The 26,997-nt window shown below is 67.2% G+C and carries 25 protein-coding genes and 2 tRNA genes; 13 read left to right on the top strand and 14 right to left on the bottom strand.

Features of this window, described 5'->3' with window-relative positions; genetic code table 11:
- Positions 1 to 149: 149 nt before the first annotated feature.
- Positions 150 to 446 (bottom strand): 50S ribosomal protein L28, encoded by a 297-nt coding sequence (gene rpmB, locus AC1DJ5_RS06570; RefSeq protein WP_441456117.1) that lies wholly within the window; start codon positions 444 to 446, stop codon positions 150 to 152.
- Between the two features lie 214 nt (positions 447 to 660).
- Here rpmB and AC1DJ5_RS06575 point away from each other — a divergent pair, with 214 nt between their 5' ends.
- On the top strand, positions 661 to 1,188 hold the full coding sequence (locus AC1DJ5_RS06575) for a DUF3617 domain-containing protein (protein WP_441456118.1): 528 nt from the start codon (positions 661 to 663) through the stop codon (positions 1,186 to 1,188).
- Between the two features lie 75 nt (positions 1,189 to 1,263).
- Here AC1DJ5_RS06575 and AC1DJ5_RS06580 read toward each other — a convergent pair whose 3' ends face one another.
- From AC1DJ5_RS06580 to fdxA, 5 genes are all read right to left on the bottom strand, one after another.
- Entirely contained in the window at positions 1,264 to 1,941 is a 678-nt protein-coding gene (locus tag AC1DJ5_RS06580; RefSeq protein ID WP_477020065.1) for a DUF6624 domain-containing protein, read from the bottom strand.
- 143 nt (positions 1,942 to 2,084) lie between these two features.
- On the bottom strand, positions 2,085 to 3,257 hold the full coding sequence (locus AC1DJ5_RS06585; RefSeq protein ID WP_477020066.1) for a carboxynorspermidine decarboxylase: 1,173 nt from the start codon (positions 3,255 to 3,257) through the stop codon (positions 2,085 to 2,087).
- 16 nt (positions 3,258 to 3,273) lie between these two features.
- Positions 3,274 to 4,479 carry a saccharopine dehydrogenase family protein gene (locus AC1DJ5_RS06590; RefSeq protein ID WP_477020067.1) on the bottom strand — a complete coding sequence of 402 codons (1,206 nt, stop codon included), beginning with the start codon at positions 4,477 to 4,479 and terminating at the stop codon, positions 3,274 to 3,276.
- A gap of 213 nt (positions 4,480 to 4,692) precedes the next feature.
- Positions 4,693 to 5,259 (bottom strand): CarD family transcriptional regulator, encoded by a 567-nt coding sequence (locus tag AC1DJ5_RS06595; protein ID WP_441456122.1) that lies wholly within the window; start codon positions 5,257 to 5,259, stop codon positions 4,693 to 4,695.
- 309 nt (positions 5,260 to 5,568) lie between these two features.
- Positions 5,569 to 5,910: a ferredoxin FdxA gene (gene fdxA / locus AC1DJ5_RS06600; RefSeq protein ID WP_441456123.1), complete on the bottom strand. Its 342-nt coding sequence runs from the start codon at positions 5,908 to 5,910 to the stop codon at positions 5,569 to 5,571.
- A gap of 175 nt (positions 5,911 to 6,085) precedes the next feature.
- On the opposite strand from fdxA, the gene AC1DJ5_RS06605 reads away from it, so the two are divergent.
- Positions 6,086 to 6,718, top strand: a complete 633-nt coding sequence (locus tag AC1DJ5_RS06605) for a YceI family protein (protein ID WP_477020068.1) — start codon at positions 6,086 to 6,088, stop codon at positions 6,716 to 6,718.
- 39 nt (positions 6,719 to 6,757) lie between these two features.
- Here AC1DJ5_RS06605 and AC1DJ5_RS06610 read toward each other — a convergent pair whose 3' ends face one another.
- Together AC1DJ5_RS06610 and AC1DJ5_RS06615 are read right to left on the bottom strand one after the other, a co-directional pair.
- Positions 6,758 to 7,057, bottom strand: a complete 300-nt coding sequence (locus tag AC1DJ5_RS06610; RefSeq protein WP_441456125.1) for an RNA-binding S4 domain-containing protein — start codon at positions 7,055 to 7,057, stop codon at positions 6,758 to 6,760.
- On the bottom strand, positions 7,054 to 9,540 hold the full coding sequence (locus tag AC1DJ5_RS06615) for a helicase-related protein (protein ID WP_477020069.1): 2,487 nt from the start codon (positions 9,538 to 9,540) through the stop codon (positions 7,054 to 7,056). The genes AC1DJ5_RS06610 and AC1DJ5_RS06615 overlap by 4 nt, the downstream gene beginning before the upstream one ends.
- Positions 9,541 to 9,822: 282 nt before the next feature.
- Between AC1DJ5_RS06615 and AC1DJ5_RS06620 the strand changes: the two genes are divergently transcribed.
- Positions 9,823 to 9,899, top strand: a tRNA-Arg gene (locus tag AC1DJ5_RS06620).
- A 20-nt stretch (positions 9,900 to 9,919) separates the two neighbouring features.
- Positions 9,920 to 10,294, top strand: a complete 375-nt coding sequence (locus tag AC1DJ5_RS06625) for a hypothetical protein (protein ID WP_441456127.1) — start codon at positions 9,920 to 9,922, stop codon at positions 10,292 to 10,294.
- Positions 10,295 to 10,331: 37 nt separating this feature from the next.
- Here the strand turns inward: AC1DJ5_RS06625 and AC1DJ5_RS06630 are convergent, their stop codons facing one another.
- The 3 genes from AC1DJ5_RS06630 to AC1DJ5_RS06640 form a co-directional block, all read right to left on the bottom strand.
- Positions 10,332 to 10,505 (bottom strand): DUF1328 domain-containing protein, encoded by a 174-nt coding sequence (locus AC1DJ5_RS06630; RefSeq protein ID WP_441456128.1) that lies wholly within the window; start codon positions 10,503 to 10,505, stop codon positions 10,332 to 10,334.
- Between the two features lie 213 nt (positions 10,506 to 10,718).
- Complete coding sequence (locus AC1DJ5_RS06635; RefSeq protein ID WP_477020070.1) at positions 10,719 to 11,117, bottom strand: hypothetical protein; 399 nt, start codon at positions 11,115 to 11,117, stop codon at positions 10,719 to 10,721.
- Positions 11,117 to 11,422 (bottom strand): autorepressor SdpR family transcription factor, encoded by a 306-nt coding sequence (locus tag AC1DJ5_RS06640; RefSeq protein WP_477020071.1) that lies wholly within the window; start codon positions 11,420 to 11,422, stop codon positions 11,117 to 11,119. Before AC1DJ5_RS06640 ends, AC1DJ5_RS06635 begins: the two co-directional genes overlap by 1 nt.
- A 135-nt stretch (positions 11,423 to 11,557) precedes the next feature.
- On the opposite strand from AC1DJ5_RS06640, the gene AC1DJ5_RS06645 reads away from it, so the two are divergent.
- The 3 genes from AC1DJ5_RS06645 to AC1DJ5_RS06655 all read left to right on the top strand — a co-directional run bounded on the left by AC1DJ5_RS06645 (position 11,558) and on the right by AC1DJ5_RS06655 (position 14,700).
- On the top strand, positions 11,558 to 11,938 hold the full coding sequence (locus AC1DJ5_RS06645) for a cupin domain-containing protein (RefSeq protein ID WP_441456131.1): 381 nt from the start codon (positions 11,558 to 11,560) through the stop codon (positions 11,936 to 11,938).
- Between the two features lie 160 nt (positions 11,939 to 12,098).
- Positions 12,099 to 13,460 carry a D-serine ammonia-lyase gene (dsdA, locus tag AC1DJ5_RS06650; RefSeq protein WP_477020072.1) on the top strand — a complete coding sequence of 454 codons (1,362 nt, stop codon included), beginning with the start codon at positions 12,099 to 12,101 and terminating at the stop codon, positions 13,458 to 13,460.
- Positions 13,461 to 13,524: 64 nt separating this feature from the next.
- The gene (locus tag AC1DJ5_RS06655; RefSeq protein WP_477020073.1) at positions 13,525 to 14,700 is read left to right on the top strand and encodes a M24 family metallopeptidase; all 1,176 of its coding nucleotides are present in this window, start codon (positions 13,525 to 13,527) and stop codon (positions 14,698 to 14,700) included.
- A gap of 20 nt (positions 14,701 to 14,720) precedes the next feature.
- Here AC1DJ5_RS06655 and AC1DJ5_RS06660 read toward each other — a convergent pair whose 3' ends face one another.
- Positions 14,721 to 15,830 carry a CapA family protein gene (locus AC1DJ5_RS06660; protein ID WP_477020074.1) on the bottom strand — a complete coding sequence of 370 codons (1,110 nt, stop codon included), beginning with the start codon at positions 15,828 to 15,830 and terminating at the stop codon, positions 14,721 to 14,723.
- A 192-nt stretch (positions 15,831 to 16,022) separates the two neighbouring features.
- Here AC1DJ5_RS06660 and AC1DJ5_RS06665 point away from each other — a divergent pair, with 192 nt between their 5' ends.
- Genes AC1DJ5_RS06665 through AC1DJ5_RS06680 form a run of 4 tightly spaced genes read left to right on the top strand, consistent with a single transcriptional unit; the run spans position 16,023 to position 23,334 of the window.
- Positions 16,023 to 18,902 carry a TonB-dependent receptor gene (locus AC1DJ5_RS06665; protein WP_477020075.1) on the top strand — a complete coding sequence of 960 codons (2,880 nt, stop codon included), beginning with the start codon at positions 16,023 to 16,025 and terminating at the stop codon, positions 18,900 to 18,902.
- A gap of 15 nt (positions 18,903 to 18,917) precedes the next feature.
- On the top strand, positions 18,918 to 20,552 hold the full coding sequence (locus AC1DJ5_RS06670; RefSeq protein WP_477020076.1) for an AbgT family transporter: 1,635 nt from the start codon (positions 18,918 to 18,920) through the stop codon (positions 20,550 to 20,552).
- Positions 20,545 to 22,401 (top strand): CocE/NonD family hydrolase, encoded by a 1,857-nt coding sequence (locus tag AC1DJ5_RS06675; protein WP_477020077.1) that lies wholly within the window; start codon positions 20,545 to 20,547, stop codon positions 22,399 to 22,401. The genes AC1DJ5_RS06670 and AC1DJ5_RS06675 overlap by 8 nt, the downstream gene beginning before the upstream one ends.
- A gap of 3 nt (positions 22,402 to 22,404) precedes the next feature.
- Positions 22,405 to 23,334, top strand: a complete 930-nt coding sequence (locus AC1DJ5_RS06680) for a LysR substrate-binding domain-containing protein (RefSeq protein ID WP_477020078.1) — start codon at positions 22,405 to 22,407, stop codon at positions 23,332 to 23,334.
- Positions 23,335 to 23,398: 64 nt separating this feature from the next.
- On the opposite strand, the gene AC1DJ5_RS06685 is transcribed toward AC1DJ5_RS06680, so the two are convergent.
- Positions 23,399 to 23,488, bottom strand: a tRNA-Ser gene (locus AC1DJ5_RS06685).
- Between the two features lie 102 nt (positions 23,489 to 23,590).
- On the opposite strand from AC1DJ5_RS06685, the gene msrA reads away from it, so the two are divergent.
- Positions 23,591 to 24,298, top strand: coding sequence for a peptide-methionine (S)-S-oxide reductase MsrA (msrA, locus tag AC1DJ5_RS06690; RefSeq protein ID WP_477020079.1), 708 nt, complete (start codon positions 23,591 to 23,593; stop codon positions 24,296 to 24,298).
- Positions 24,298 to 24,639 (top strand): MmcQ/YjbR family DNA-binding protein, encoded by a 342-nt coding sequence (locus tag AC1DJ5_RS06695; RefSeq protein WP_477020080.1) that lies wholly within the window; start codon positions 24,298 to 24,300, stop codon positions 24,637 to 24,639. Before msrA ends, AC1DJ5_RS06695 begins: the two co-directional genes overlap by 1 nt.
- A gap of 533 nt (positions 24,640 to 25,172) precedes the next feature.
- On the opposite strand, the gene AC1DJ5_RS06700 is transcribed toward AC1DJ5_RS06695, so the two are convergent.
- Positions 25,173 to 26,996 carry a DUF885 domain-containing protein gene (locus AC1DJ5_RS06700; protein WP_477020081.1) on the bottom strand — a complete coding sequence of 608 codons (1,824 nt, stop codon included), beginning with the start codon at positions 26,994 to 26,996 and terminating at the stop codon, positions 25,173 to 25,175.
- Between the last annotated feature and the right edge of the window lies 1 nt (position 26,997).

Genomic DNA, 26,997 nt, shown 5'->3' on the forward strand with positions numbered 1-26,997 from the left:
GACCTCGGCAAGGTCGAGCACACCCCTACGCTGGATCCTCGGGTCAAGCCCGAGGATGACGGTGGTGGGGAAGCGAGCGGAGAATCGCGCAAAAGAAAAAGGCCGGTGTTTCCACCGGCCTCTTCAAATTCCGTCAGACGACGCCTGATTTAGGCGGCGGCTTGCTCGGCCAGCTTGGCCTTGACCTGGCGCTTGATGCGCAGGGCGGCGGTCGACAGCTTTTCGTCGCGAGCCTTGACGATGAAGACGTCCAGGCCGCCCTTGTAGTCGAGCGTGCGCAGGGCAGCGTTCGAGATACGCAGCGAGAAGGTTTGGCCCAGCGACTCGGAAGCCAGCTTGACCGTCTTCAGCGACGGCAGGAACCGGCGCTTGGTCTTGATGTTCGAGTGGCTCACATTGTGGCCGACCATCGGGCCGATACCCGTGAGTTCGCAACGACGCGACATCTTAAGATCCTCAAGGTCACATCCGCGAACATTGCGGACGCATGAAACAGGTGCACGCAGCGGGCGGACCCCTGCGAGAGAGGGGGCCGTATAGAGGAAGGACTCGGAGGCCGTCAAGGCTGGAGTCGAGTCAGGCTGGGGATTGAGGCGAGGTGATCCGCGCGGCCTCGCTTCGTTCAGCCGCTGTTCAACGACCTGCTATATAGAGGATCGCATGAAGACTCATTGGAAGCTGTTCCCCATGAAGACGCTGCCTGTTTCGTTCGCCCGCGCCCTTCCTCGCGTGATGGCCCGTGTTGCGGCTGTGGCCGCCCCCGTCGTCGCGGGCGCCGTCATGCTGGCCGCGCCGGCCGCCGCCCCCCAGGCCCAGACCGCCGCCAGCGCCCAGCCGGTCCTGCCGGGATACTGGGAATACACCACCAGCGCCCTGGGCAGCCGCGACACCGAGCAGCGCTGTGTGCGCCCCAGCGAGATCAACCGCTTCTTCGGCGGCCTGTCGACCAACCGCTGGAAATGCACCTATCCGACCCGCGTGGTCGGCGACGGCCGCGCCCGTTTCGAAGGGACCTGTCAGGACAAGAAGGGCCGTCGCGTCAACGTGCGCTTGAACGGGACCTATCAGGACGACAGCTTCCACTTCAACGGCGGCGCCCAGCTGCTGCGCGGCACGCCCTACATCCCCGCCAGCATCACCGCCCGTCGCCTCGCCGCCCAGTGCCCGGCGGGGGCGGAGTATTTCTGAAGCGGGGCGAGAAGGGTCGGGGGAAAGGCTGCTTCCGGTCCGTTTCGGCCCTTCGCACGGGCGAGTAGAGTTACATCAGCAGGTCGGCGGAGCCCCAGTCTTGAAGCTGTCGACATATTCGGCAACCGGTCCGAGACCGACTGAAGCCCTAAATTTGTCGATGCGCTCCGCGTCTTCGAGCCGCCAAAGCGTCCACTGACCTGTGCCGTGAGGGCACGTCATCTGTGTCCCGTACCTCTGCGGTTGATCCTTGGTCATCTGCAGGCGGTCATACATCATAGCGTACTCAGAACCGGCGACTTCCCCGCTAGGCACAAGGTCGGCGAGAATAGGCAGAAAACGCTCCCACAGCGCCTCATCGCCATGCTGCACGATGAGGAACGCCGACGCGGCTGCGTTGTCGCCGTAGCGACTTCTTCTGAACCATCCCTCCTCCGGGACCATCGCCAGCAACTGCTCCTGGTTTTCGATGTCGATCGCCCGTACCTCTGGCCAAAGCGCGCGTCGAACTCGCCCGCGTTCAGGCGGCGGCACGTTCGCCATAGCCTTCCAAAGACCCTGCCGAGCGGCCTGGTCGATAGCCCCCATGCGCTCCAGTCGTTCTTGATCTGTCTGCGGTTGAGGCAATGCGCTCTGTGCGCCTTTTGCTTCCGCGATGCTGGCGCGCAGCGCGTTCAAAGCCGTTTCAGTTAGCGGGTCAGGCACCGTCGCTTGGACGACCACAAGCGTAAGAACTGCAATATTGTGGATCATGACACCTCCCCAGAACACCCATCAGATGGTGCTCAGGATGAGCAGTCAAGGCTTGAGGAACGACGTTTGGCGATGTCCGCTTCCATCTGTGGACGCCCCCGATATAGCGGCTCGGGCGGCGCCTCTCGACGCTGCCCCTCGGATCACGACAGCCGGTCGCGGAATTCCGTCCAGTCGAACTCGCGCACCATCCGCAGCTCGTCCGTGGCGCTGTTCCACAGGGCGATGGCGGGCAGGGGGACACCGTTGAAGGTGTTGGTCTTCACCATCGAATAGTGGGCCTGGTCCAGGAAGGCGAGGCGCGTTCCGGGCACGGGGCGTTCGGCGAAGACGTAGTCGCCGATGATGTCGCCGGCCAGGCAGGACGGGCCGCCGAGGCGCACGGCGACGCCCTCTTCGGGCTCATGCAGCATGGCGGGGCGGTAGGGGGCCTCGATCACGTCCGGCATGTGGCAGGTGGCAGACAGGTCGGTGATGGCTATGGGCATGCCGTTGTCGAAGATGTCCAGCACCTCGCCGATCAGGATGCCGGCGTCCAGGGCTACGGCTTCACCCGGCTCCAGATAGACCTGCACGCCGTGGCGTTCGGCGATCTGGTTCAGGAAGTCGACCAGGGCGTCGGTCTGATAGTCGGCGCGGGTCACGTGGTGGCCGCCGCCGAGGTTCAGCCATTTCACCCCGCCCAGCAGGGGCGCGAGCCTGGGCTCCACCGCAGCCCAGATGCGGGCCAGCGGCTCGAAGTCCTGCTCGCACAGGGCGTGGATGTGCAGGCCGTCGATGCCCTGCATATGCTCGGGCTTCAGCTGCGACACCGGGAAGCCCAGACGCGAGCAGGGCTGGGCCGGGTCGTATTTGGCGACCTCGCCCTCGGAATGTTCGGGGTTCAGCCGCAGGCCGATCTCGAAGACCTCGCCCTCAGCCCGCGCGGCGGCGATCAGATCGGCGAAACGCGTGACCTGATCCGGCGAGTTGAAGATGACGTGGTCGGACAGGCGCAGGATCTCGGGCAGATCCTCGGCCTTGTAGGCGGGCGAATAGGTGGTCAGCTCGCCCTTGTAGAACTCGCGCGCCAGCCGCGCCTCCCACAGACCGGAGGCGCAGACGCCGTCGAGGTATTCCCCGACGACGTTCGCCAGCGACCACATGGAAAAGGCCTTGAGCGCCAGCAGGACCCGGGCATTGCCCCGGTCGCGCACGTCTTTCAGCACGGCCAGATTGCGCCGCACCGCGACCTCGTCCACCACGAAGGCGGGCGAGGCGACACGGTTCAGATCGAAATGCGCGAAGGCGCCGGGATCACCGGCCTTGGTTTCCATGTGTTCTGGTCTCGACTTAGAAGGCCAGCGGAGCGTCCAGCTCCTCGATCGTCCAGGGCAGGCCGTGCTTGTTCAGCATGTCCATGAAGGGATCGGGGTCCATCTGCTCCATGTTGAAGACGCCTTCGCCCTTCCACGTGCCGGTCAGCATCATGGCCGCACCGATCATGGCCGGAACGCCCGTGGTGTAGCTGACAGCCTGGTTGCCGGTTTCGGCATAGGCAGCTTCGTGGTCGCAGATGTTCTTGACGTAGAAGGTCTTGGCGACGCCGTCCTTTTCGCCGGTGGCGATGGTGCCGATGTTGGTCTTGCCCTTGGTGATCGGACCCAGCGACGAGGGTTCCGGCAGCAGGGCCTTCAGGAACTCGATCGGGATGATCTCGCGGCCCTGGAACATCATCGGCTCGATCGAGGTCATGCCGATGTTTTCCAGCACTTCCAGGTGCTTCAGGTAGCTGTCGCCGAAGGTCATCCAGAAGCGGATGCGTTTGATTTCCGGGTAGAACTTGGCCAGCGACTCCAGTTCCTCATGGTACATGAGGTACATGTTCTTCTGACCCACGCCCTCGAAGTCGAAGGCCTGCTTGTGGGTCAGGGCCGGGCCCTCGACCCACTGGCCGTTTTCCCAGTGACGCGAGTTGGCGGTCACTTCGCGCAGGTTGATTTCCGGGTTGAAGTTGGTGGCGAACGGAAGCCCCGTGTCGCCGCCGTTGCAGTCCAGAATGTCGAGCGTATCGATCCGGTCCAGCAGGTGCTTCTTGGTATAGGTGGCGAAGACCGAGGTCACGCCCGGGTCGAAGCCTGAACCGAGCAGCGCCATCAGGCCGGCTTCCTTGAAGCGCTCCTGATAGGCCCACTGCCACTTGTATTCGAACTTGGCTTCGTCGCGCGGCTCATAGTTGGCCGTGTCGAGGTAGTTCACGCCGGCGGCCAGACAGGCGTCCATGATGGCCAGGTCCTGATAGGGCAGGGCCAGGTTGACCACCAGGGCCGGCTTGACCGACTGGATCAGGGCCGTGGTCGCCGCGACGTCGTCGGCGTCGATCTTGGCCGTGTCGATGGTCACGCCGAAGCGCGACTTCACGGAGTCGGCGATGGCGTCGCACTTGGACTTCGTGCGGCTCGCCAAGGTGATATGCGAGAACACGTCCGTATTCATCGCCATCTTGTGGACGGCGACCGAACTGACGCCGCCTGCACCGATAACCAGCACCCTGCTCATGTGTGGCTTCTCCTGAAGTCTAAAATGCTCTGGCGACATGGCTGCCGCTATAAAGGGCGGGGCTCTTAACACGATGATGACACGACCGCTAACGGTCGCGTCTCACAAGCCCCGGACGGACGCCATGGCACGCCTTGCGGCAAGCTGTGGCGGTAGAAAGAAAAGGCCCGGCGTCGCCGCCGGGCCTTGGTCGTGCCGGTCGGCGTCCTGAAATCAGGCGGCTTCGGCCTCGGCCTCGGCGGCCGCGGCTTCCAGTTCGGCGGCGGTCGGGATCGGCTTTTTGGCGCTCAGCGACTTGGCCAGCAGGGCGACGGCGGCGTCCTTGTCGATGCGGTTGGCGGCGGCGACTTCGCGGGCCATCCGGTCCAGGGCCGATTCGTAGAGCTGACGCTCCGAATAGGACTGTTCCGGCTGGGTGTCGGCGCGGTGCAGGTCGCGGACCACTTCGGCGATCGAGATCAGGTCGCCCGAGTTGATCTTGGCTTCATATTCCTGGGCGCGACGCGACCACATGGTGCGCTTGACGCGGGCGCGGCCCTTGAGGGTCGTCAGGGCCTTGGTGACGGTGTCGTCGGCGGCCAGGGTGCGAAGGCCGGCGGTCTTGGCCTTCTTGGTCGGGACGCGCAGGGTCATTTTCTCGTGGTCGAAGGTCACGACATAGACTTCCAGCGACATGCCGGCGACTTCCTGGGTCTCGACAGCGGCGACCTTGCCCACGCCATGGGCGGGATAGACCACCGCATCGCCAACCTTGAATTCCAGACCGGTCTTGCTCGTCATGTCATTCCTTTCCCGGAACAGGGATCAAGCGAGGCACCTGCTGTTGATGGGCGAAAACAACCCCGCCGCCGGAAACTGGTCCCGTCGGTTGGGCGGATAGGGCGCACATCAAAAGCGAAAGCGGATCACCGAACCTCTGGCCGACCCCGGCTGTTCGACGGGGGACTGTCGCAAACGCGGGCGGCGCGCATAGCTGCGGAACCGCCCGTCTCGAATAGGGAGGAACCTATCATAAAATTAGGAAATCTCAAAACATCCACAGGACGACTGAGCGGTTCCGGCACTTTGTGACCGGATTGTGTTGAGACCTTAGGAGCCCTTGCCGGGTTTCTCGCTGAAGTATTTCTCGAACTTGCCGGTCTCGCGCTCAAACTGTTCGCGGTCGGCGGGCGGCGTGCCCTTGACCGTGATGTTGGGCCAGGTCTTGGCGTATTCGGCGTTGACCTGAAGCCACTTCCCGTCCGGTTCGTCCTCGGTGTCGGGGACGATGGCGTCGACGGGGCATTCCGGCTCGCAGACGCCGCAGTCGATGCACTCGTCCGGCGCGATGACCAGGAAGTTCTCGCCCTCGTAGAAGCAGTCCACCGGACAGACCTCGACACAGTCCATGAACTTACATTTCACGCAGGCGTCGGTGACGATGTAGGTCATGGCGGGCGGGCAACAGCCTGTTGAGCAACGGGAAGGGTCGAGGGCAGGGGACATGACCCCGCCGGACCCAACTGTCAACCGAGGGCGCGCTGTCGCCTCAAGCCTTGCCTTGACGGCGTGCCGTCTCGTCTGCATCCCATACGATTACAGATCACCGTTCAAAGGAGGTTCGCCCATGCGTTTCACCGCCCGTTCCGTTGTCGTCGGCGGCGCCGCCGCCGCCTTGGCGCTCAGCCTTCTGGCCGGGGGCGCGGTCGTCGCCCAGGCGGCTCTGACCAAGGTGCCGTCCGAGGTCCAGGCCGGCGACTACAGGCTGGATCCCGCTCACGGCAAGATCACCTGGTCGGTCAATCACCTCGGCTTCTCGACCTATACGGGCCAGTTCGTGAACGTGCAGGCCGAGCTGAAGCTGGACCCGGCCAATCCGTCGGCCAGCACCCTGACGGCGACCATTCCGCTGACCGAGGTGGCCTCCAACTCGGATGGCCTCAACAAGCACCTGCAGACGGCGGACTTCTTCGACACCGCCAATCATCCGACCGCGACCTTCCGCTCGGTTCACATCATGCTGGACCCGTCCAAGCCGAACGAGGCCATGGTCCACGGCGAACTGACCCTGCGCGGCGTGACCAAGCCGGTGACGATGCAGGTCGCGTTCAACCAGGCCGGCCAGACACGCGGCGGCTACAAGGCCGGCTTCGACGGCGAGGCGACGATCAAACGCTCGGAGTTCGGCATCAACTTCGGCCTGCCCGCCATCGGCGACGAGGTGAAGCTGCACATCGAAGGCGAGTTCGGGAAGCCGTAAGGGCTGAGCCTTTCCTCCCCATTTGTGGGAGGAGATTTTCTATTCCGGCGCGTCGAGCGCCGCATAGAGGGCGCGGGCTTCCTCGGGAGGGCCGCGCCTTTCGCCTAGATGGAGCACGCGGACGGCGATCAGCCGCCCGCCTTGCGCGAACAGGATGTCGTCGCCGGGGTGGATGCTGCGGCTGGGCTTGTCGATCCGGGTCTGGACCCCGTGGTGGGTCAAGCGAATGGCGCCGCGCTCGACCATGGCGGCGGCCAGGCCGCGGGTCCTGGCGAAGCGGGCGCGCCACAGCCAGAGGTCGATGCGGCAGCTCAGCGCGCTCTCCGCGATGGGGCTCACGCGGTGGCGGCCTTGCGCCTCGGGCGGCGCTTGCGGCGCGGGGGCGCGGGCGGCTGGGTCAGTTGAGCCAGCAGGGCGAAGGGGGAATCGATGGGCGGGGGCGCTGGTTGGCCGGAACGCGGGGCCTTGTCGGCGCGGGGCGGACGCAGGGCGGCCTGAACGGCGCGGGCCTGTTCGGCGGTCCAGCCCAGCTCGGTCAGGGCATCTGCTGACAGCGGCGCTTTCGCGGCGGCGCGCGACAGGTCGGCGAAGCGTTCCAGCGCCTCGACGGGCGCGCTCCATTGGCCGACGGCGCGACGACCGAAGGCCGAGAGCGCGCGAGGAGACGGGACGGGCGAGGGCAGGGGGAGCAGGCCCTCGCCGACGGGGCGGAAGGCCTCGCCGGTGGTGAAGGCTTGCGCCAGCGCCCGGGCGCGCGGCTTCAGCGCGCCGGGCAGCCAGACGGAGTGGGCGCCGATGCGGATCGCAAAGGTCTTCACCGTGCGCCGTTCATGCTGGCTCAGCGCGGCCAGATCGCGCTCGACCTCGGCGCGCGGAATGACGCCGCCGGCCTCGATCAGGCGGAAGGCCAGGCCGCGCGGCAGGCCGGTCAGGGCGCCGCTGTCGACCGCCTGACGCAGGCGGCGCAGTTCGCGAAGCGCCCGCCCGGCCTCCGACGCCAGCCAGGCCTCGATGCGGCGCTGCGCCCGTTCGCGCGCCGGGACCGGGCCGAGGTCGCCCAGCAGCCGCACGCGCGGCGCGAAGGGATCGTCCCCCGTCACCTTGGCTGTCAGGGCGCCGCGCCACATCACATCCCCATCGGGCGTGACGCTGAAGGCGTCGTCGGCCTCGGACGCCAGCCGACCCAGCCGCCGCGCGATCTCCGGACCCACGGCGCGCGTCGCGGCCTGACGCAGCGCCCGGTCGGCGAGCGCCGAACCGCCGGCGTCGGGGGTGAAGCGCACTCCCTCCAGATGGCCGACCACCTCGCCCTCGACCGTCACCTCGCCGTCCTCGGCCACGCCCGCCAGGGTGTCCGAGCGCACGTTCAGCGCCCGCATCAGGGCCGTGGTGCGCCGGTCGACGAAGCGTGCCGTCAGCCGTTCGTGCAGGACGTCCGACAGACGTTCCTCCAGCGCCTTGGTCTTGTCGCGCCAGCCTTGCGCCTGATCCATCCAGTCGGGACGGTTGGCGATGTAGCTGAGAGTCCGCACCCCCGACAGGCGCGCCGACAACTGGTCGATCTGACCGTCGTCGCGGTCCAGATCGTTGAAGCGCGGGGCGACCCAATCCTCGGTCAGACGGCCGCGACGACCGGTCAGGGCGGTGAAGATCTCCTTCGACAGGCGGGCGTGTTCGTCCAGCGTGGTCTTCTGGAAGTCGGGCAGCTGGCAGGTCTCCCACAGCCGCATCAGGGCGCCGCGCGAGCGGGCGATCTTCTTGACGTCCTCGTCCGCCGCGAAGCGCCGCAGCAGGGTCTCGTCCAGGGCCTGGGCCGTCAGCCGTAGGCCGAAGCGCTCGGGCGTGACGGTCAGCGAGCGCAGCAGGTCGGGCAGGGTGTCGAAATCCAGCCGTCCGTGGCGCCATTCGGCGGCCTCGACCGGATCAAAGCGGTGGGTGACGACCTGTTCGAGGATGTCCTCGTCCAGATCCTCGGCCTCGCCCGTCACGCCGAAGGTGCCGTCGCGCAGGTGGCGTCCGGCGCGCCCGGCGATCTGGCCGATCTCGGCGGCATGCAGCCAGCGGGTGCGCGTGCCGTCGAACTTCCTCAAGCCCGCGAAGGCGACATGGTCCACGTCCATGTTCAGCCCCATACCGATGGCGTCGGTGGCGACCAGAAAGTCCACCTCGCCAGACTGGAACAACTCGACCTGGGCGTTGCGGGTGCGAGGGCTCAAGGACCCCATGACCACGGCGGCGCCGCCCCTCTGGCGGCGCAGCAGTTCGGCGATGGCGTAGACCTGCTCGGTCGAGAAGGCGACGACGGCGCTGCGGCGGGGCAGGCGGGTCAGCTTCTTCGACCCGGCGTAGGACAGGGTGGACAGCCGCTCGCGCGTGATGATCTCGGCGTCGGGAACCAGGGTCCGCACCAGAGGCGCCATGGTCCCGGCCCCCAGGAACATGGTCTCGAACCGGCCGCGCGCATGCAGCAGCCGCTGGGTGAAGACGTGGCCGCGTTCCGGGTCGGCGACCAGCTGGATTTCGTCGATCGCCAGGAACTCGACCTGACGCTCCAGCGGCATGGCCTCGACGGTGCAGACGAAATAGGCGGGGCGCGGCGGGACGATCTTCTCCTCGCCGGTGATCAGGGCGACGGCCGAGGCCCCGCGCTGCTTGACGATGCGCTCATAGATCTCGCGCGCCAGCAGGCGCAGCGGCAGGCCGATCATGCCCGAGGCGTGACCCAGCATCCGCTCGACCGCCAGATGGGTCTTGCCGGTGTTGGTGGGGCCCAGGATCGCCGTGACGCGCGATGGGGCCAGACCTGCAGAACGGTCGCTCATGTCATGACGAAGGTGGCGACTTCTCCGGGGCGGTCAAGCGGCGCGATGGTCGCGGCGCCTTCGGACCGCCTGCGGGTCATTGGTAAACAGGTTCGGCTCGCAGGGCGGAACAGGCGCGAAACGAATCAGGACCGAATCAGTGACTCGGCCCGATTCAGGGTTTGTTCCGCACAACATATTGTAGCTTAACGAGGATTAATCGCTAGGATTTTCTTGCCGGGTGTAAAACTCGACTCGCCCGTCTTTCCCTCGCCCGCACAACTCGCTAGGGACGACCCGCGTGGCCCCGTAGCTCAGCTGCATAGAGCAAGGCTTTCCTAAAGCCGAGGTCGGGGGTTGGAGTCCCTCCGGGGTCGCCATACCCATGAGCTCGATCTGCTTGGCTGATCATCGCGTCGCTCTGTCGCGCCTGTCGCCGCGAGATTTTGCAGCCACGCTGGGAAAGCAGGCCTCCTCCCCATCTATCGTCGATCACCGGGGCGGGCTGGATGAGAGCGCCTGCATAATGGCTAACATCAAGCTTCACGAGATCACCGCCAGGAACACGCCGGCGGGGCATAATCCCATCACCATGGCGGCCCATGTGGTCGGCCTTCTGCCGCAAGGCGGGCGGCGAGTTCGCTTGGCGAACAACCACGAACTGGATGTTCTCGGCGTCGGCGACCGTCAATCGGAAGTCAGCCTTATCGGTGATGTTGTCGCCGTCACCTTGGGGCCGGGGCAGTTGCACGGTTGGAGACTGGCTTCACTTTAGCCTAGGGTCGCCGCGCCCCGGGCGCACGGGCGCCGCGTCAGGTGATCTTCTTGGCAATGGTGACGCCGAGAACCAGGAACACCACGAAGATGATCAGGGCCAGAACGGCGAGGAATTTGGCGATTCCGGCTGCAGCCCCTGCGATTCCTCCGAAGCCCAGAAGGCCGGCGATAATGGCGACGACTGCGAATATCAGAGCCCATTTTAGCATTGCTGTTCTCCTCTGAAGGGAAAACGAGGCTCTGCTCGCGCAGTTCCGATGGGAAATTCGTCCGTCCCGACTTCGCGGAACTCAACCCTTGCCGGAGCGCTATCGACTGCGCACGCCTGTCCTGAGAGGGTCGTGCGCGGCCCGGATCGTTTGTCTTGCCCCCTCCTGCGGCGACCGGGCCGCATCTCGGAGGGAACAACCTTCGGGCGGCAGTTAAGCCTGGCGGATGACGCGGTTGCGGCAGGACCACAGGGTGGTCAGGGCGACGACCACGGCGGATCCGAGGGCGGGCACGGAGATGAGCCAGGCGGCCGTTTGCGGCAGGGTCAGCCAGACACCGAAACAGACGACGCCGGCAAGGGTCATGGTCCATCCTACGCGACGCAAGCCCGCTTGCACTCGGCGTTCTGCGTCCAGATCGGCGCGCGGGCTCTTCAACTGCTTGGGCACGGCGTTGGCCATGCTGGCCACCAACAGGCCCATGAACGCCATCAGAAAGCGGGTCGCGCTGTCGCCGTCGAGCCAGCCGCTGTGAGAGCCGAACTTGAGAAGCGCCGCTGCGGCGAGCAGGGCGGCCGCCAGGCCGAGGGCGCCCGCGGATCGGGTGAGCATCATCGAGGGGATCCTTCGTCGGAGGTTGCGGGGGCGGAGGCGGTCAGGCCGATGCCCACAAGACTGCTGAAGCTCAAAAGCGCGTCCTCGAGGACAGACAACTGGAGCCGATAGGTGATGGTCTTGCCCTGTTTGAAGGCATCGACGAGTCCCGCCTCGCGCAGGACGTTGAAGTGCGCCGACATGGTCGGTTTGGAGACCGCGAAATGGTCGGACAACTCGCCAGCCGTCATCGGTCCCCGGCGAAGCAGTTCCAGCACCTTCCTGCGGGTCGGGTCCGCCAGCGCTTTGAAGATCAGGTTCATGTTTCGATGATTGGCTAACTATCGAAACGAGTCAAGCGGCGAGGCGCGCGGCCGGCCTGCGGGGGAACGTCCAGGATGCGCCGCCGTTATGGGACCGCAAACGTCAGACCGCGTGTTGAGGATCAGGAGGACGCCATGGCCGATAGCGGAATGAAGGTCACGAAATTCGAGACCAAATCTCACGACAACCCGGACGAACTCCGGACGCCCGACAAGACCCGCGTCGAGTTGGTGCGGCTTTCCGACTTTACGCTCGGACGGTTCAATTTCGAACCGGGATGGAAATGGTCGGAGTGCGTCAAGCCGGTCGTCAAGACGGACAGCTGCCAAGTGCCGCATGTCGGTCACGTCGTGTCCGGAACCCTGACCGTCAGAATGGATGACGGAACGCAGAAGACCTTAACGCCAGGCACCTCCTACACAATTCCGCCCGGCCATGACGCCTGGGTGGAAGGCGACGAGCGCTTTGTGGGTATCGAAGTCATGGGCGCCGAGCAGTACGCCAAGCCATCGTAAAAGCGCGAAGCCGCGAGAACGTCCCCGGCAAACGAGGCGTCCTTCGCCTTTCGACGTCGGCCAGGACTGACCTCCAGCCCGCCTATCCTCACCGGCTTGCGGCATGCGCGGGCCGGTGATCCACTCCTGCTTTCAACCGGAGCGTCAAATGGATAGGGCTATGCTTCTGGGAAGGTCGCTCGATGACTGGTGCTCAGCCTATCCACTAATTCGGGACATGATCGCTCTGCGAGAGGTGACCTGGTTCAACCCCGCCACAGCGCCTGTCACGGAGGCTATTGGCGATGTGGGATTGACGGCCGCCGACGTCGCCGACGCCAGTGCGCGCCTGACACGGTTTGCGTCCTACATCAGACGTGCGTTTCCCGAGACGGAGCCCAGCGGGGGCATCATCGAGTCGGACATTCAGCCCCTGCCGCATCTGCAGGCCTTCCTGAGCGAGCGCTACGGCCAGACGCTGGAGGGGGCGCTGTGGCTCAAGCGGGACAGTCACCTGCCCATATCCGGCTCCATCAAGGCGCGCGGGGGCATCTATGAGGTGCTCAAGCACGCCGAAGACCTGGCCCTGGCGGGCGGGCTGCTGAGGCTCGACGACGACTACGCGGTTCTGGACAGCGACCGGGCGCGGGCCTTCTTCGGCGGCTACAAGATCGCGGTCGGCTCCACCGGCAACCTCGGCCTGTCCATCGGCGTCATGGGAGCGGCGCTGGGCTTTCAGGTGACGGTGCATATGTCCGCCGACGCCCGTCAGTGGAAGAAGGACAGGCTGCGCGCGCATGGCGTGACGGTCATCGAATACGCCTCCGACTACAGCGTCGCTGTGGAGGAAGGACGAAAGCAGGCCGAGGCCGATCCCACCTGCCATTTTGTCGATGACGAGAACTCGACCACCCTGTTCCTCGGCTACGCCGTCGCGGCCGAGCGGCTGCAAAAGCAGCTGGCGGCGGCGGGGATCGTCGTGGACGCCGAGCATCCGCTGTTTGTCTATCTGCCCTGCGGCGTCGGCGGCGCGCCGGGCGGCGTCGCCTTCGGCCTGCAGCTGGCGTTCGGCGACGCGGTTCACTGCATCTTCGCCGAGCCCACCCATTCGCCGTGCATGTTGCTGGGGGTCTATACGGGTCTGCACGATGCGATTTCCGTGCAGGACTTCGGCATCGACAATGTCACGGCGGCGGACGGACTGGCGGTCGGGCGGCCATCCGGCTTTGTCGGCAAGGCCATGCAGCGTCTGGTGGACGGCTACTACACCCTCAGCGACGAGGAGATGTACAGCCTGCTGGCGCTGATGGAGCGCAGCGAGGGCGTGCGTCTGGAGCCGTCCGCGCTGGCCGGCGTGCCGGGCATCGCCAGGGTCTGCGGCGAGCAGCAGGGCTATCGGACGCGCATGGGCCTGGACCGTCAAGCCCTGGCGCGCGCCACCCATCTGGCCTGGGCGACGGGCGGCAGCATGGCGCCGCCGGACGAGATGGAAGCCTATCTCGCCAAAGGGCGCCGACTGCTTGCGGAAGAGGCCGATACGTAAATTGGCTTGAGCCGGAAACAGCCCCTCTCCATCCGCCGGCCGATCTCATATAGGGTCGCTGACCATGTCCTTCATCGCTCCCCCCGCCCGCCCCATCAGCGCCGACGAACGGCGTGGCCGCATCCAGGCGCTCGCGACCCTGCTGCAAGCCAAGGGTCTTTCGGCCCTCCTGCTCGGTCCCACGACGTCGTTGCGATATTTCACGGGACTGGACTGGCATCCGTCCGAGCGCCTGACCGGCGCCCTAATCCACGCCAACGGGCGGGTCGAATATGTCTGCCCCCGCTTCGAACTGGACAAGGTCGGGGGGCTGACCTCGGCGGAGGGCGCCGTTTCCGGCGACATCCTGACGTGGGAGGAGGAAGACAGCCCTTACGCCCTCGTCGCGGGTCGCCTGCCCGCGGGCGGACGGCTGGCGGTGGACGAACTGGTCGCGACCTTCGTCTGGCTGGGGCTGGCCGGCGCGCTGGGACAGGAACGTCTGGTCGATGGCGGCCCCCTGACCGTCCCCCTGCGCCGCCTCAAGTCGCCCGCCGAGATCGCGCTTCTTACGCGCGCCAAGGCTATTACGCTGGAGGTGCAGCGCCGCACCCACGCCTGGCTTCAGAGCGGGGTCCTGATGTCCGAGGTGAAGCGGTTCGTCGACGCCGAGCATCGCGCCCTGGGCGGCGAGGGCGGTTCCTGGTTCTGCCTCGTTTCCTTTGGCGACGACACCTGTCTGCCGCACGGCGGCGAGGGCGACCGGGCCTTGCAGACCGACGATGTGGTGCTGATCGACACCGGCACCCTGGTCGACGGCTATCACTCCGACATCACCCGCACCTATGTCTTCGGCGAACCTACGGCCGAGTTCCGTCGGGTCTGGGAGCACGAAAAACAGGCCCAGGCCCTCGCCTTCGAAGCGGCGCGACTGGGCGCGACCTGCGAAAGCGTCGACGCCGCGGCACGCGACTATCTGACCGGCCTCGGCTACGGCCCCGATTATCGCCTGCCCGGCCTGCCGCATCGCACCGGCCACGGCGTCGGCCTGGACATTCACGAAGCGCCCAATCTGGTGCGCGGCGATCGAGCGGTTCTGGAGGCCGGCATGTGCTTCTCCAACGAACCCATGCTGGTCATCCCCGGCCAGTTCGGCGTTCGACTGGAGGACCATTTCTACATGACCGACAGCGGCCCGGCCTGGTTCACCGCCCCCTCCCACAGCCTGGACGACCCGTTCGGCGGGAACGCGGCGGGCTGAGATCGGCGCTTCCCGGGCCGTCATCGGTGGGCAGGGCGGTGGTCTGGAGTGATCCGCCCGCTGCGGCGGTCGACGCTCGTGCCGAAGCCTTGGCTGCGGACGGCGATCCGGTTGAGGATGGCGGCGCTCCGTTCCGCGGACGCCAGGGCGGGAAGACCGCGGGTCGCCATGTCGTTCGGGCCGTTCAGACCGACTTCATTGAGTGTCAGCGGAACCAGCCGCGCCTCGCGACAGCGGCCGCCGTCGAAGGCGCATTCGGCGATCACGCCTTCCCAGGATTCCGGGGGATAGGCGCCCATCGGCTTTTCGGTCTGGAAGACGAAATTGCCCAGGCCGTAGAACAGCGGGGCGCCTTGGTGGAATTCAATCCCCTGCAGCAGGGGCGCGCCGTGACCGGCGAAGCCGGCGGCCCCGGCGTCGATGCAGCGCCGGGCCAGGGCGCGTTGCCAGTCGGGAACCTGGGCCATGTCCGGCTCCCAGTCGTGGTTGTGCTGACAGGCGATGACGACCTGGGCCTGACGGCGGGCGGCGGCGATGGCGTTGAGGATGCGCTCGACGTCCTCAGCGACAGGCTGGCCTGCGGCGTCGCGGCGCAGTTCGTTGACGCCGGGGCGGTCCGCCGTCGCGGCGCCGCCGGGTCGGACCTTGCCGGTGGCGAAGGCGACTAGGCCGACCGCGCCCGCTGCCGATGACGCATAGGCGGCGGCCGAGGCGGCGGCCAGGTCCGCGCCGCTGCCGGTCGAGGGCAGGCCCGCCGCGCGCAGGGCGTCCACCGTATCGCGGATGCCGCCCGGCCCCAGGTCGAAGGCGTGGTTGTTGGCGGTGGCGATCAGACCGAGATGCAGGGACCGCAGGGTCGACAGGACCTCGGGCTGGGCCGCATGCAGGGTCAGCAGTTCACGGGTGGGGGCGCCGGCGTTCAGCCCCTGGATGACGGTCTCCAGATTGGTGAAGACCACGTCGCCGCGAGCGAGGCGCACAGCGAGGGCTTCGCGACCCGGCCATGCGCCGGGGGCGTGTTCGATCAGCGCCTGCCCCAGCAGGCTGAGGCGCAAGGGCCGGGGGCGCCCGGTCGCGGGCGACGCCAGAGCCAGTGCCGCGCCGGCCGCCAGAAAACCCCGTCGATCCATAATGCCTCTCCCGTTTTGACCACCATAAGATTGGCGACGAGCTTGAGGGTAGCTCATGCCGTATGCGCATAGGCCGATACGAAACGGCAATATTGTTGCATTCGGTCTCGCGACCCGGCTCCCTCCGGCTCAATCGCACGCCTCGATCAAAAACAGGGGCGGCACAGGGCATCGGAAAATCGGGGAGTGACTATGTCGGTATCGGTGAACGGACAGGCGCGACGTCTGCGCAACGGCGCGGCGCTGGCGGTGCTGGCCTGGGTGGGCGCGGGCGCGGCATGGGCGCAGGATCAGGCGGCGGCGCAGCCCGAGGCGAGCACCTCGGTCGGCGAGATCGTCGTCACCGGCTCGCGCATCCAGCGCAAGGACGCCGACTCGGTCGGGCCGGTGCTGACCCTGACCGCCGAGGACATCAAGAACTCGGGCGCGACCTCAATCGGCGAACTGCTGCAGAAACTGCCGTCGGCGGGCGTCAGCCTGAACAGCAACGGGACCCAGGGCACCTCCTACGGCGCCTCCTCGATCAATCTGCGCTACCTCGGCGGGGCCGAGGGCAGCGGCAACCGCGTCCTGGTTCTGGTTGACGGCCACCGCTGGGTCGACGGCGTGGGCCAGCGCGGCTTCCGCGACTTCGTCGACCTGAACACCATGCCGCTGGGCATGATCGAGGGCATCGAAGTGCTGAAGGACGGCGCCTCGGCCATCTACGGCGCCGACGCCATCGCCGGGGTGGTCAATATCCAGACCCTGCGCGACTTCGACGGCCTGCGTCTCAGCACCCGCTACGGCTCGACCGATCGTGGCGACGGCGAACAGTTCCAGGCCATCGCCAACTGGGGCAAGCGCTTCGACAATGGCGCCCTGGTCTTCTCGGCCAGCTATGTGAAGGACAGCCCGATCCTGACGGACGACCGGGATCTGACGCGCACCAGCTTGGTGCCGGTGACGACGCCGGGCACCAGCCCCTATGGTCTGTTCATCCTGCCGGGCCTGGCCAACAACGCCTACTTCGGCACGGGCGCGGGTTTCGCTTCCTCGGCCTCGCCGATCGTCGCCAACGGCCTGGCCGGCTACGGCGCGGGCGCGGCGGCGGACAACAGCTTCCACACGGCCGCCCTGCCGGGCGACTACTACAACACCCAGGCGCAGGGCATTTACACGACTGGCCCCAGCGAGCGTTACGGCTTCTATGGCCGTTATCGCGGCGACCTGTCGGACAAGCTGTCCTTCCACGCCGAGGCCCTGTTCAACCGTCGCGTCTCGGATCAGATGTTCTCGCCGGTCCTGCTGGACATCGGCGGCACGGCGGGCACCATCCGCGGCTTCAGCCTGCCGTCCACCCACGCCTTCAACCCGTTCGGGACCGCCAACGGCGTGCCGACCGCCAACGCCCTGGCCTTCGCCGCCAATCAGGCCTGGCGCGTGCGCAAGGTGATGACCGACGTGGGCAACCGCGACAACGTCCAGGACGTGAAGACCTATCGCTTCGGCGCGGGCTTCGACGGCGAGGTCAGCCTGTTCGGTCGCGACTTCAGCTGGGACGCCTACGGCAGCTACGCCCGCAACGAGATGAAGTCGTCGGCGCTGAACGGGATCAACTACGAGAACCTGTTCCTGGGGCTGGGCGCGCCTGCGACCTGCGCTGCGACGGCGGGCTGCGTCCCGGTCAACCTGTTCGCGCCGATGACGGCCGAGGCGGCGAACTTCATCCGCTACACCACGCGCGAGACGAACAGCACCGAGATCTATGATCTGGCGTTCAACATCACGGGCGACGTCTATGAACTGCCGGCCGGTCCGCTGGCCGTGGCGGCGGGCTATGAGTATCGCCAGAACAAGGCGACCGACGCGCCCGACCCCTACGTCAACGCCACGCCGAAATACCTGTCGAGCGCCTACACCACCACCACGGGTCAGACGCGGGTGCCGACCACGGGCCAGTACAGCCTGCACGAAGCCTATCTGGAAGTGGCCGCGCCCCTGCTGCGCGACCTGCCGATGGCCGAGAACCTGGATCTGAGCCTGGCGGCCCGCTACTCGAACTATGACACGGTCGGCGACGCCACGACGATGAAGGTCGGCGTGGGCTGGCGTCCGGTTCAGGACATCCTGGTGCGCGGCACCTGGTCGCAAGGTTTCCGCGCCCCGTCGATCCTGGAGCTGTTCCAGGGCGGCCGCGAGGTTTCCTTGCAGGTCATCGACCCCTGCAACGGCGGCGCTTCGGCCAACCCCAGCCTGCCGGGCTGCGTCGGCGTGCCGACCGGCTACAACCAGAGCGGATTCAACCTGAACGGCCTGATCCCCGGCACGACCTCGGGCAATGTCGATCTGAAGCCTGAAACCGCCGACACCCTGAGCTTCGGCGTCGCGGTCAAGCCGCACTGGGTTCCGGGCCTGAGCCTGACGGTCGACTGGTACGACATCAAGATTCAGGACGCGATCGCTTCCCAGTCGCCAGCCCAGATCATGAGCCTGTGCGCCACGCGCGGCGGGGTCTATTGCTCGCTGATCACCCGCGATCCCTCGACCGGCGCGGTGCTGAACCTGGTGCAGGGCGCGCAGAACCTGAACGAGATCCGCACCTCGGGCGTCGACGCCACGGCGCGCTATGAGTTCAACACCGCGATCGGTCGTTTCGCGGCCGTGATCGACGGCTCCTACCTCAGCGAGTTCTCGACGGTCAGCCCCGATCCGGCGGGCGGCGCGCCCATCGTCGACGACCGGGCCGGCAAGGGCGACCGTGCGCGCTCGACCTATCCGCACTGGAAGGGGCAGACCTCGCTGCGCTGGAGCGACGGTCCGGCGAACCTCATGTGGCGCGGCCGCTATATCGGCGAAAGCACCGACATCGTGAACACCGTCAAGGACGACAAGACCGACGCTGTCTTCTATCAGGATCTCGAGGCGGGCTATCGTTTCGACCGTTACGACACGACCCTGACGGTCGGGATCAACAACGTCTTCGACGTGATGCCGCCGGCGTCCTACGCCAACGCGCCGATCAATTTCGACATGTACACCTATGACGTGCGGGGCCGCAGCGCCTACGTTCGCCTCGGCTTCCAGTTCTAGGATCAGGCGTTTTCCATGAGGGATACCGAGGCTCCGCCGGCTGACATCGGCCGGCGGAAACGGAGCTGGCTCGACCGGATCGAGGCGCTGGGCAACGCCCTGCCGGATCCGGTCTTCATCCTGCTGTTCTGCATCGGCGTGCTGGTGGCCGCCTCGGTGGTGGCCGACTGGACCCAGTGGAGCGCGATCAACCCGGTGACGGGCGAACGGCTTCAGGCCCAGAGCCTGCTGTCCGAGGCCAATGTCGCCCGTCTGCTGGTCGATATGCCCAAGACCCTGACCAGTTTCCCGCCTCTGGGGCTGGTTCTGGTGGTCATGCTGGGCGCGGCGGTGGCGGAAAGGTCGGGCCTGTTCGCGGCCCTGCTGGGCGGCGGAGTGAGGCGGCTGCACACCCGCTTCCTGTCGCCTGCCATCTTTGTCATCGGCCTGATGTCGCACCATGCCTCGGACGCGGCCTATGTGGTGCTGATCCCTCTGGCGGCGCTGGTTTACGCCAAGGCCGGGCGCCATCCGCTGGCGGGCGTGGCCATCGCCTATGCCGGCATTTCGGGGGCCTTCGCGGGCAACGTCCTGCCGGGACAGTTCGACCTGCTGATGCTGGGCATAACCGCCCCGGCGGCGCAGCTTCTGGACCCCGGCTTCAGCGTCAATCCTCTGGGCAACTGGTGGTTCACCCTGGCCATCGGCGTGGTCTTCACCCCCATCGCCTGGTTCCTGACCGACCGCGTGGTCGAGCCGCGTCTGGGGGCGTGGACCGGCGACAACACGGCGGGCGAGGCCGAGGCCGCGGGCCTGGGCGTTCTGGGGCTGGATCAGAAGCGCGGCCTGCGTCGCGCAGGGCTCGCCGCCTTGCTGGTGGTCGGTCTGTTCGCCGCCCTGACCCTGTGGCCGGGGTTCAACCCTCTGGTCGATCATGAGGCCGTCGGGCCGCGCCGTCTGGCCCCCTTCTACGGCGCGCTGATCGCCGCCTTCATGCTGCTGTTCGTCGCGACCGGCTGGGCCTATGGGGCAGCGGCCGGGACGATCCGCTCGCACCGCGAACTGGTGAAGATGATGGCCGAGGGGCTGAAGGGGATGGCCCCCTATATCGTCCTAGCCTTCTTCGCCGCCCACTTCGTGGCCATGTTCAGCTGGTCCAACCTGGGGCCGGTGCTGGCGGTCAAGGGCGCGGAAGGGCTGAAGGACCTGGCCCTGCCGCTGCCGCTGCTGCTGGTCGGCCTCTTGATGATGTCGTCGGTGCTGGATCTGGTCATCGGCTCGGCCTCGGCCAAGTGGAGCGCCATGGCGCCGGTCGTAGTGCCGATGCTGATGCTGCTGGGCGTCTCGCCCGAGATGACCACGGCTTCGTACCGGATGGGCGATTCCATCTTCAACATCGTAACCCCCCTGGCCAGCAACTTCCCCCTGGTGCTGATCATGTGCCAGCAGTGGAAGCCCCGGTTCGGGGTCGGCTCGATGATCGCCCTGATGCTGCCCTACAGCGCCGCCTTCGGCGCGGCGGGGATGCTGCTGATCCTGGCCTGGGTCGGGTTCCAGCTGCCGGTCGGGCCGGGCGCGCCCGCCGCCTATCACCTGCCGTCGCCGCCCGCAGCCGCCAGCCAGCCTGTCGCCCACAAGCCCGTCTCCGGGAAGGCCGACGCCGTTGACTGACTTGCCGATCCTTTCCGACGTCCGCGTCCTGCGTGACGTCATGATCCCCATGCGCGACGGCGTCCGTCTGGCCGCCGACATCTACCTGCCCGAAGGCGGGGAGGGGCGGCTGCCCGCCCTGCTGGAACGCACCCCCTACGACCGGCGCGGGACCAACCACGCCGACCGTACGGCCGCCGACCCGACGCCGCGCTCCAAGCCGGAGATGGCGGCCGAATTCGCGCGCGGCGGCTATGCCTATGTGCTGGTCGACTGCCGGGGACGTTACGGTTCCGAGGGCGTCTTCACCAAATACGCCAACGAGGCCGAGGACGGCTTCGACGTCATGGCCTGGCTGACCCAGCAGGTCTGGTGCGACGGCCGGATCGGCACGCTGGGCCTGTCCTACGGCGCGCATGTTCAGGCGGCCGCAGCCTGTCTGAACCCGCCGGGGCTGAAGGCCATGTTCATGGACTCCGGCGGGTTTTCCAGCGCCTTCCACAGCGGCGTGCGTCAGGGCGGGGCGTTCGAGCTGAAGCAACTGACCTGGGCGATGAAGCACGCCCGCCTGTCGCCGCTCAGCCAGGCCGATCCGATGCGTCTGGCCGTCCTGAACGCCGAAGACGTGCGCGACTGGATGGCGGTCAATCCGTGGCGGCCGGGCCAGACGCCGCTGGCCGCCGCGCCCGAATACGACGCCTTCATCCACGAGATGTGGAGCCGCGAGACCCTGACCGATTTCTGGCGCACGCCCGACGTCTGCGCCGCCTGCCACGACGAGACCTTCACCGACGCGCCCATGGTCTTCATGAGCAGCTGGTACGACCCCTACGCCCTGTCGGCGACCGACAACTACGCCCGCCTCAGCGGCAGCAAGATCGGGCCGGTTCGGCTGGTCATGGGGCCGTGGACGCACGGTCAGCGCTCGGTCGCCTTCGCCGGAGACGTGGATTTCGGCTCCCAGGCGACGCTCGACAGCCACCTGGCCCCCGACTACGTGGCCCTGCGCCGCGCCTGGTTCGACCTGTGGCTGAAGGGGGTGGGCGCGCCCGACTATCTGGCCTCGCCGGTCAGCCTGTTCGTCATGGGCGGCGGCTGCGGGCGGCGCACGCCTGAGGGCCGGCTGGACCACGGCGGGCATTGGCGGGCCGAGGCCGACTGGCCCCTGCCGGGCACGGTCTTCACCGATTTCCACCTGCACGCTGACGGCGGTCTGTCGCCCGATGCGGCCCAGCCCGGGGAGCGGGTCTGGCGTCACGACCCGGCCCGTCCCGTGCCGACCATCGGCGGCGCCATCGCCTCGGGCGCGCCGGTCATGGAGGCGGGCGGCTTTGATCAGCGCGAGGCGCCCGGCCTGTTCGGTGCGACCGCGATCGACCGCGCCCTCGCGGACCGCGACGACGTTCTGGTGTTCCAGACCCCGCTGCTGGACGAAGCCGTCGAGGTGACGGGGCCGATCACGGCGCGCCTGTCGGTGTCGTCCTCGGCGCTGGACACGGACCTGATGGTCAAGCTGGTCGACGTCTATCCGCCCAGCCCCGACTATCCCCTGGGCTACGCCCTGAACTTGACCCACGGCGTGCTGCGCCTACGGTTCCGGGACTCCTTCGAGGCGCCGCGCCCGTTGGTTCCGGGTGAAGTATATGACGTCGAGATCCAGTTGTTTCCGACCAGCAACCTGTTCGCGGCGGGGCACCGGATCCGCGTCGACGTGGCCAGCAGCAACTTCCCGCACTTCGACGTCAATCCGGGCACAGGCGCGCCAGCGGGCGAGGCCAGCGACGCGGTGGTCGCGATCAATCGCATCCATGTCGGGCCAGCGGCGCCGTCGCGGCTGGTCCTGCCCATCGTTCCAGCGCGAAGGGGCTGACTGATGGCGCTGGTCTCGGCCGGCGCCCGGCGTCCTATCCGGCTGCGCGCCATGCGGGCGTTCCGCGCCATCCTGCAACTGGGATCGGTGACGGCCGCCGCGCGTTCGCTGGGCCTGACCCAGCCCGCCGCCAGCCGCCTGCTGGCCCAACTGGAACAGGACCTCGGCTTCGAACTGTTCCACCGCGACCGGGGCCGACTGGTCCCCACCGCCGACGGCCTGATCCTCTATGAGGAGGTCGAACGCGCGCTGGACAATGTCGACCGAGTTCAGGATCTGGCTCGCGACATCTCGGATTTTCGCGTCGGTCATCTGCGTCTGGTCGCCCCGCCCAGCTTTCTGGAAGCGGTCCTGCCCGACGTGATCGCCGCCTTCCTCGATCAGTATCCCCGCGTCCACTTGTCGATCGATTCCCACGGGGTCGAGACGGCCAAGGGGATGATCGCCGCGCGCGCCGTCGACGCCGGCTTCGTCAAGCTGCCGCTGAACCGCGACGACCTCGAGGCGCGCACGGTTCTGGTCAGCGAAACGGCCTGCGTCCTGCCCTGCGATCATCCGCTAGCCGCCCTGTCCGAGATCACGGCGGAGGATCTGAAGAACACGCCCCTGGTCCTGCTGGGGCAGGGACGGCGGTTCCGCGCCCAGGTCGAGGCCGCCTTCGCCGAGGCCGGCGTCGCGCCCCGCGTCCGCGTCGAAACCCACACCGTCGCCTCGTCCTGCGCCCTGGCCGCGCGCGGCGTCGGCGTCGCCATCGTCAACGAACGCCTGGCCCAGGCCTATGTGCGCGATCAGACCGTGTTGCGCCGCTTCAGTCCTCCTATCCTGCACGAATACGCTTTCGTGGTTTCCAACAGCGTCAAGCCGTCACGCCTCGCGGAGGCTTTTCTCGCGCTTGTGCCGTTAGCATCAGCCAGCCCGACGGACTGCGTGTGACACCTCTTGTTCGGGTTGTTGCACCGACCGCAACTCGTTGAAGAAGAAAAGAACCCTTAGGGGGTGGCGGACAGAGAGGGATTCGAACCCTCGGTAGGCTTTCACCTACACACGCTTTCCAAGCGTGCGCGATCGACCACTCCGCCACCTGTCCGTTTCCACGACGTCGCCGTGTAGCCGCCGGACGGTCGTTCCAGCGGAGGCGAGGCTGATAGAACAGCATGACCCCCTCGGCAAGCGCCCTGTGACGTCCCATATGGGGGGAAGTCGATTTTGCCCCCGATTCTGCGAGATTTTTCTCATGTTGCTGCACAAGACCGCCGAACTGCCGACCGCCGAGACCGCTTTGCCTGGTCGAGAGATGCCTTTGGCGACCGATGCGACTCACTTTGTCCTCGGTCATGCGCTGAAGGGGCCGCACCCCGAGGGGGTCGAGACGGCGATCTTCGCCATGGGCTGTTTCTGGGGCGTGGAGCGGGTGTTCTGGTCGCTGCCGGGCGTATGGGTGACGTCGGCGGGCTATGCCGGCGGGATCACGCCGAACCCGACCTATGAGGAGGTCTGCTCGGGCCGGACCGGGCACACCGAGGTGGTGCAGGTGGTGTTTGATCCGAAGGTCATTTCTTACGGCGACCTGCTGAAGGCCTTCTGGGAGAACCACGATCCGACGCAGGGCATGCGTCAGGGCAATGACCAGGGCACGCAGTACCGCTCGGCCGTCTATACGCTGAACGACGCGCAGCAGGCCGAGGCCGAGGCCTCGCGTGACGCCTATCAGGCGGCGCTGACGGCGGCGGGCAAGGGGATGATCACGACCGAGATCCAACCGGCGGGGCCTTACTATTTCGCCGAGGACTATCATCAGGGCTATCTGGCCAAGAACCCGGCCGGGTACTGCGGCATCGGCGGGACCGGCGTGGTCTGCCCCATCGGCGTGGGCGTCGATATGGGCGTGGGGGCCTGATGGACCGGGCGGGGGTCGGCAAGGTCTGTCTGGCGCTGCCGGGGACGACGCTGGAGCATCCGTTCGGCGACGACCACGACGCCTATAAGGTCGGCGGCAAGATGTTCGTCATGGTGGGGGCGACCGGCGGCGTGTCGTTCAAGGTTTCGGACATCGCCTATGAGGTGCTGACCGAGAGCGGCCGTGCGCGGCCGGCGCCCTATATGGCGCGCGCCAAGTGGGTGAACCTGCCTCAGATCGACGACTGGGCGGACGACGAATTGGCGGACCATATCGGGTCGGCGCACGCGATTATCGTTGGGAAGCTGACGAAGAAGGTGCGGGCGGAACTGGGGCTTTAGGGCTGAGGGTTTCCTCCCTGTCGTGAAGCGATGGGGAGGTGGCGCGGCGCGCAGCGCCGTGACGGAGGGGCTTCTTGCTGAGGCAAACAGCCCCCTCCGCCGCGGAGCCTGTCCTTGGGCTCGCCAGAGGCGAGACCCGAGGGCCCCTCCCCACGAAGTGCGGAGGAAAGAAGAGGCGCGTTGCACGGTGCGGCGAAAAAAACAGTGCAATTGGTGCAATGGCGGAAGGCGGCGATCCGAGGTCTGTCGGGGCGGGGAGCGGGCCTGGGTTCCTGAGCGGAGGAGGCGGGCGGCGATGTCAAAGAACGCGCGCAGCCTAAACCGGTGTTGAACCAAGGCGAGCAAAAGGGGGCGAGCGTCGATGGGAGTGACGAGATTTCAACGGCTTGGGTGCGGCGGATAGGATGGCTGGGCGGGGATGGCGCGCGGCGTTCCCCTCGGGCTTGACCCGAGGGGCGGCTGATGGCTTCGCGGCCAGTGGTGCTGGATCCTCGGGTCAAGCCCGAGGATGACGGCGGAGGGGGCTGCGGTCGCTACTTGGCCTTCTGTTCGGCAATCCAGCGGTCCATGCGGGCGTCGAGCAGGTCGAGCGGCAGGGGGCCGTCGACCAGAAGGGCGTCGTGGAAGGTGCGGACGTCGAAGCGGTCGCCCAGTTCGCGCTCGGCCTTCTGGCGGATCTGACGCAGGCGAATCTCGCCGATCTTGTAGGCCGTGGCCTGACCGGGCCAGCCGATGTAGCGTTGCAGCTCGGTCTCGATGTTGTGCGGCGCCAGGGCCGAATTGTCGCGGAAGCAGGCGCGGGCCTGTTCGGTGGTCCAGCCCAGCCAGTGCAGGCCGGTGTCGGCCACCAGGCGGCAGGCGCGCCACATCTCGTAGCTGAGGCGGCCGAAGCGCTCGTAGGGCGTGCGATAGACGCCCATCTCCTCGCCCAGGAACTCGGAATACAGGCCCCAGCCCTCGATGAAGGCGGTCACGTCGGCGCCGCGGCGATAATAGGGCTGATCCGCCGCTTCCTGTTGCAGGGCGATCTGCAGGTGGTGGCCGGGCACCGCCTCGTGCACCGTCAGCGCCGGCAGTTCATAGAGCGGGCGCTGGTCCAGCTTGGACGTGTTGACGATATAGCCGCCAGCCACGCCGTTCTGCAGCGAGCCGGAGTTGTAGCGGCCGGTGGTGTAGGTCTCTTCGATCTCGCGCGGGACCGGCCTAACGCCGTAGGGGAGGCGGGGCAGGGTTCCGAACAGGGCCGGCAGACCGTCGTCAGCGCGCTTGGCGATCTCGGAGGCCTTTTCCAGCAGTTGTTCGCGGCTGGTCGCATAGAATTGCGGGTCGGTGCGCAGGAAGTTGAGGAAGCCGGCGAAGTCGCCGGTCCAGTCGGCGGCGCGCATTTCGTCCTGCATCCGGGCGCGGATGCGGGCGACCTCTTCCTGGCCGATCTGATGCACCTGATCCGGGGTCAGATCGGTGGTCGTGTCGCTGCGCACGAAGAAGGCGTAGAGGTCGCGGCCGCCGGGACGGTGGACTAGGCCCGGCTCGACCGGGGCCTTGGGCAGGTAGTCGTCGCGCAGCATGGCCAGCCAGGCCTGACGGCGGGCGGCGATGGGGCCGTCGATCAGGGCGCGGGCTCCGGCGCGCAAGGCCTCCTGATCCGCCGCCGGAATATTGGCGGGCAGGGCGGCGAAGGGCTTCATCAGGACGTCGCCGTCGGGATTGACCGCGACGTCGCGCTGGGCCTGACCCAGAGCGCTTTCGACCACGGACTTGGCCTGGATCAGACCCGAAGACAGGCCGCGCCGGGCGTTGGCGATGTCGGCGTCGTAGAAGGCGGGCGCGGCTTCCAGCCGGGCCAGCCAGGCGTCGGCGTCGGCGCGGGTGGCGATGCGGGTCGAACCGGCGAGGTAGGACAGGGTCTGGGCCGGGCCGCCTTCGGAATCGAAGGCCAGGCGCGACGGGTCCAGCGCGATGCGCTCCAACTCGCGGGCGATCAGATAGCGGGAGAAGGCGTGGTTCAGCCGCGCGTCGGCGTCGAGCGCGGCCGGGTTGATGGCGTCCAGCCGGGTCAGCAGGGCCTTGAGCGGGGCCTGACGCGCCAGATCGCCGGCGCGGCTGGGGTCGGGCAGGCGCGACAGGGCGTCGCGATCGCCGTCCATGCCCGAACTGATCGGATCGACGCGACGCAGATAGGCTTCATAGTCGGCCAGAACCCCGGCCAGAACCCCGGCCAGCGCCCCGGCCTCGGCGGTCGTCGCGGCGGCGGCGGGACCCGTCTGGGCGCCCTCGGCCAGAGCGGGCGTCGCCGCCATGAAGGCAGCCAGCGCCGCCCCGATCAGAAATCGCCCAGCCAGAAATTGCTTGTCCATG

This window comes from Brevundimonas sp. 01N35 (assembly GCF_056399785.1).

What these genes read in the sequence shown, in the direction of transcription:
- rpmB (WP_441456117.1), bottom strand. Translation starts at nt 446, where the DNA reads ATGTCGCGTCGTTGCGAACTCACGGGTATCGGCCCGATGGTCGGCCAC.
- AC1DJ5_RS06575 (WP_441456118.1), top strand. Translation starts at nt 661, where the DNA reads ATGAAGACTCATTGGAAGCTGTTCCCCATGAAGACGCTGCCTGTTTCG.
- AC1DJ5_RS06580 (WP_477020065.1), bottom strand. Translation starts at nt 1,941, where the DNA reads ATGATCCACAATATTGCAGTTCTTACGCTTGTGGTCGTCCAAGCGACG.
- AC1DJ5_RS06585 (WP_477020066.1), bottom strand. Translation starts at nt 3,257, where the DNA reads ATGGAAACCAAGGCCGGTGATCCCGGCGCCTTCGCGCATTTCGATCTG.
- AC1DJ5_RS06590 (WP_477020067.1), bottom strand. Translation starts at nt 4,479, where the DNA reads ATGAGCAGGGTGCTGGTTATCGGTGCAGGCGGCGTCAGTTCGGTCGCC.
- AC1DJ5_RS06595 (WP_441456122.1), bottom strand. Translation starts at nt 5,259, where the DNA reads ATGACGAGCAAGACCGGTCTGGAATTCAAGGTTGGCGATGCGGTGGTC.
- fdxA (WP_441456123.1), bottom strand. Translation starts at nt 5,910, where the DNA reads ATGACCTACATCGTCACCGACGCCTGCGTGAAATGTAAGTTCATGGAC.
- AC1DJ5_RS06605 (WP_477020068.1), top strand. Translation starts at nt 6,086, where the DNA reads ATGCGTTTCACCGCCCGTTCCGTTGTCGTCGGCGGCGCCGCCGCCGCC.
- AC1DJ5_RS06615 (WP_477020069.1), bottom strand. Translation starts at nt 9,540, where the DNA reads ATGAGCGACCGTTCTGCAGGTCTGGCCCCATCGCGCGTCACGGCGATC.
- AC1DJ5_RS06630 (WP_441456128.1), bottom strand. Translation starts at nt 10,505, where the DNA reads ATGCTAAAATGGGCTCTGATATTCGCAGTCGTCGCCATTATCGCCGGC.
- AC1DJ5_RS06635 (WP_477020070.1), bottom strand. Translation starts at nt 11,117, where the DNA reads ATGCTCACCCGATCCGCGGGCGCCCTCGGCCTGGCGGCCGCCCTGCTC.
- AC1DJ5_RS06640 (WP_477020071.1), bottom strand. Translation starts at nt 11,422, where the DNA reads ATGAACCTGATCTTCAAAGCGCTGGCGGACCCGACCCGCAGGAAGGTG.
- AC1DJ5_RS06645 (WP_441456131.1), top strand. Translation starts at nt 11,558, where the DNA reads ATGGCCGATAGCGGAATGAAGGTCACGAAATTCGAGACCAAATCTCAC.
- dsdA (WP_477020072.1), top strand. Translation starts at nt 12,099, where the DNA reads ATGCTTCTGGGAAGGTCGCTCGATGACTGGTGCTCAGCCTATCCACTA.
- AC1DJ5_RS06655 (WP_477020073.1), top strand. Translation starts at nt 13,525, where the DNA reads ATGTCCTTCATCGCTCCCCCCGCCCGCCCCATCAGCGCCGACGAACGG.
- AC1DJ5_RS06660 (WP_477020074.1), bottom strand. Translation starts at nt 15,830, where the DNA reads ATGGATCGACGGGGTTTTCTGGCGGCCGGCGCGGCACTGGCTCTGGCG.
- AC1DJ5_RS06665 (WP_477020075.1), top strand. Translation starts at nt 16,023, where the DNA reads ATGTCGGTATCGGTGAACGGACAGGCGCGACGTCTGCGCAACGGCGCG.
- AC1DJ5_RS06670 (WP_477020076.1), top strand. Translation starts at nt 18,918, where the DNA reads ATGAGGGATACCGAGGCTCCGCCGGCTGACATCGGCCGGCGGAAACGG.
- AC1DJ5_RS06680 (WP_477020078.1), top strand. Translation starts at nt 22,405, where the DNA reads ATGGCGCTGGTCTCGGCCGGCGCCCGGCGTCCTATCCGGCTGCGCGCC.
- msrA (WP_477020079.1), top strand. Translation starts at nt 23,591, where the DNA reads ATGGGGGGAAGTCGATTTTGCCCCCGATTCTGCGAGATTTTTCTCATG.
- AC1DJ5_RS06695 (WP_477020080.1), top strand. Translation starts at nt 24,298, where the DNA reads ATGGACCGGGCGGGGGTCGGCAAGGTCTGTCTGGCGCTGCCGGGGACG.
- AC1DJ5_RS06700 (WP_477020081.1), bottom strand. Translation starts at nt 26,996, where the DNA reads ATGGACAAGCAATTTCTGGCTGGGCGATTTCTGATCGGGGCGGCGCTG.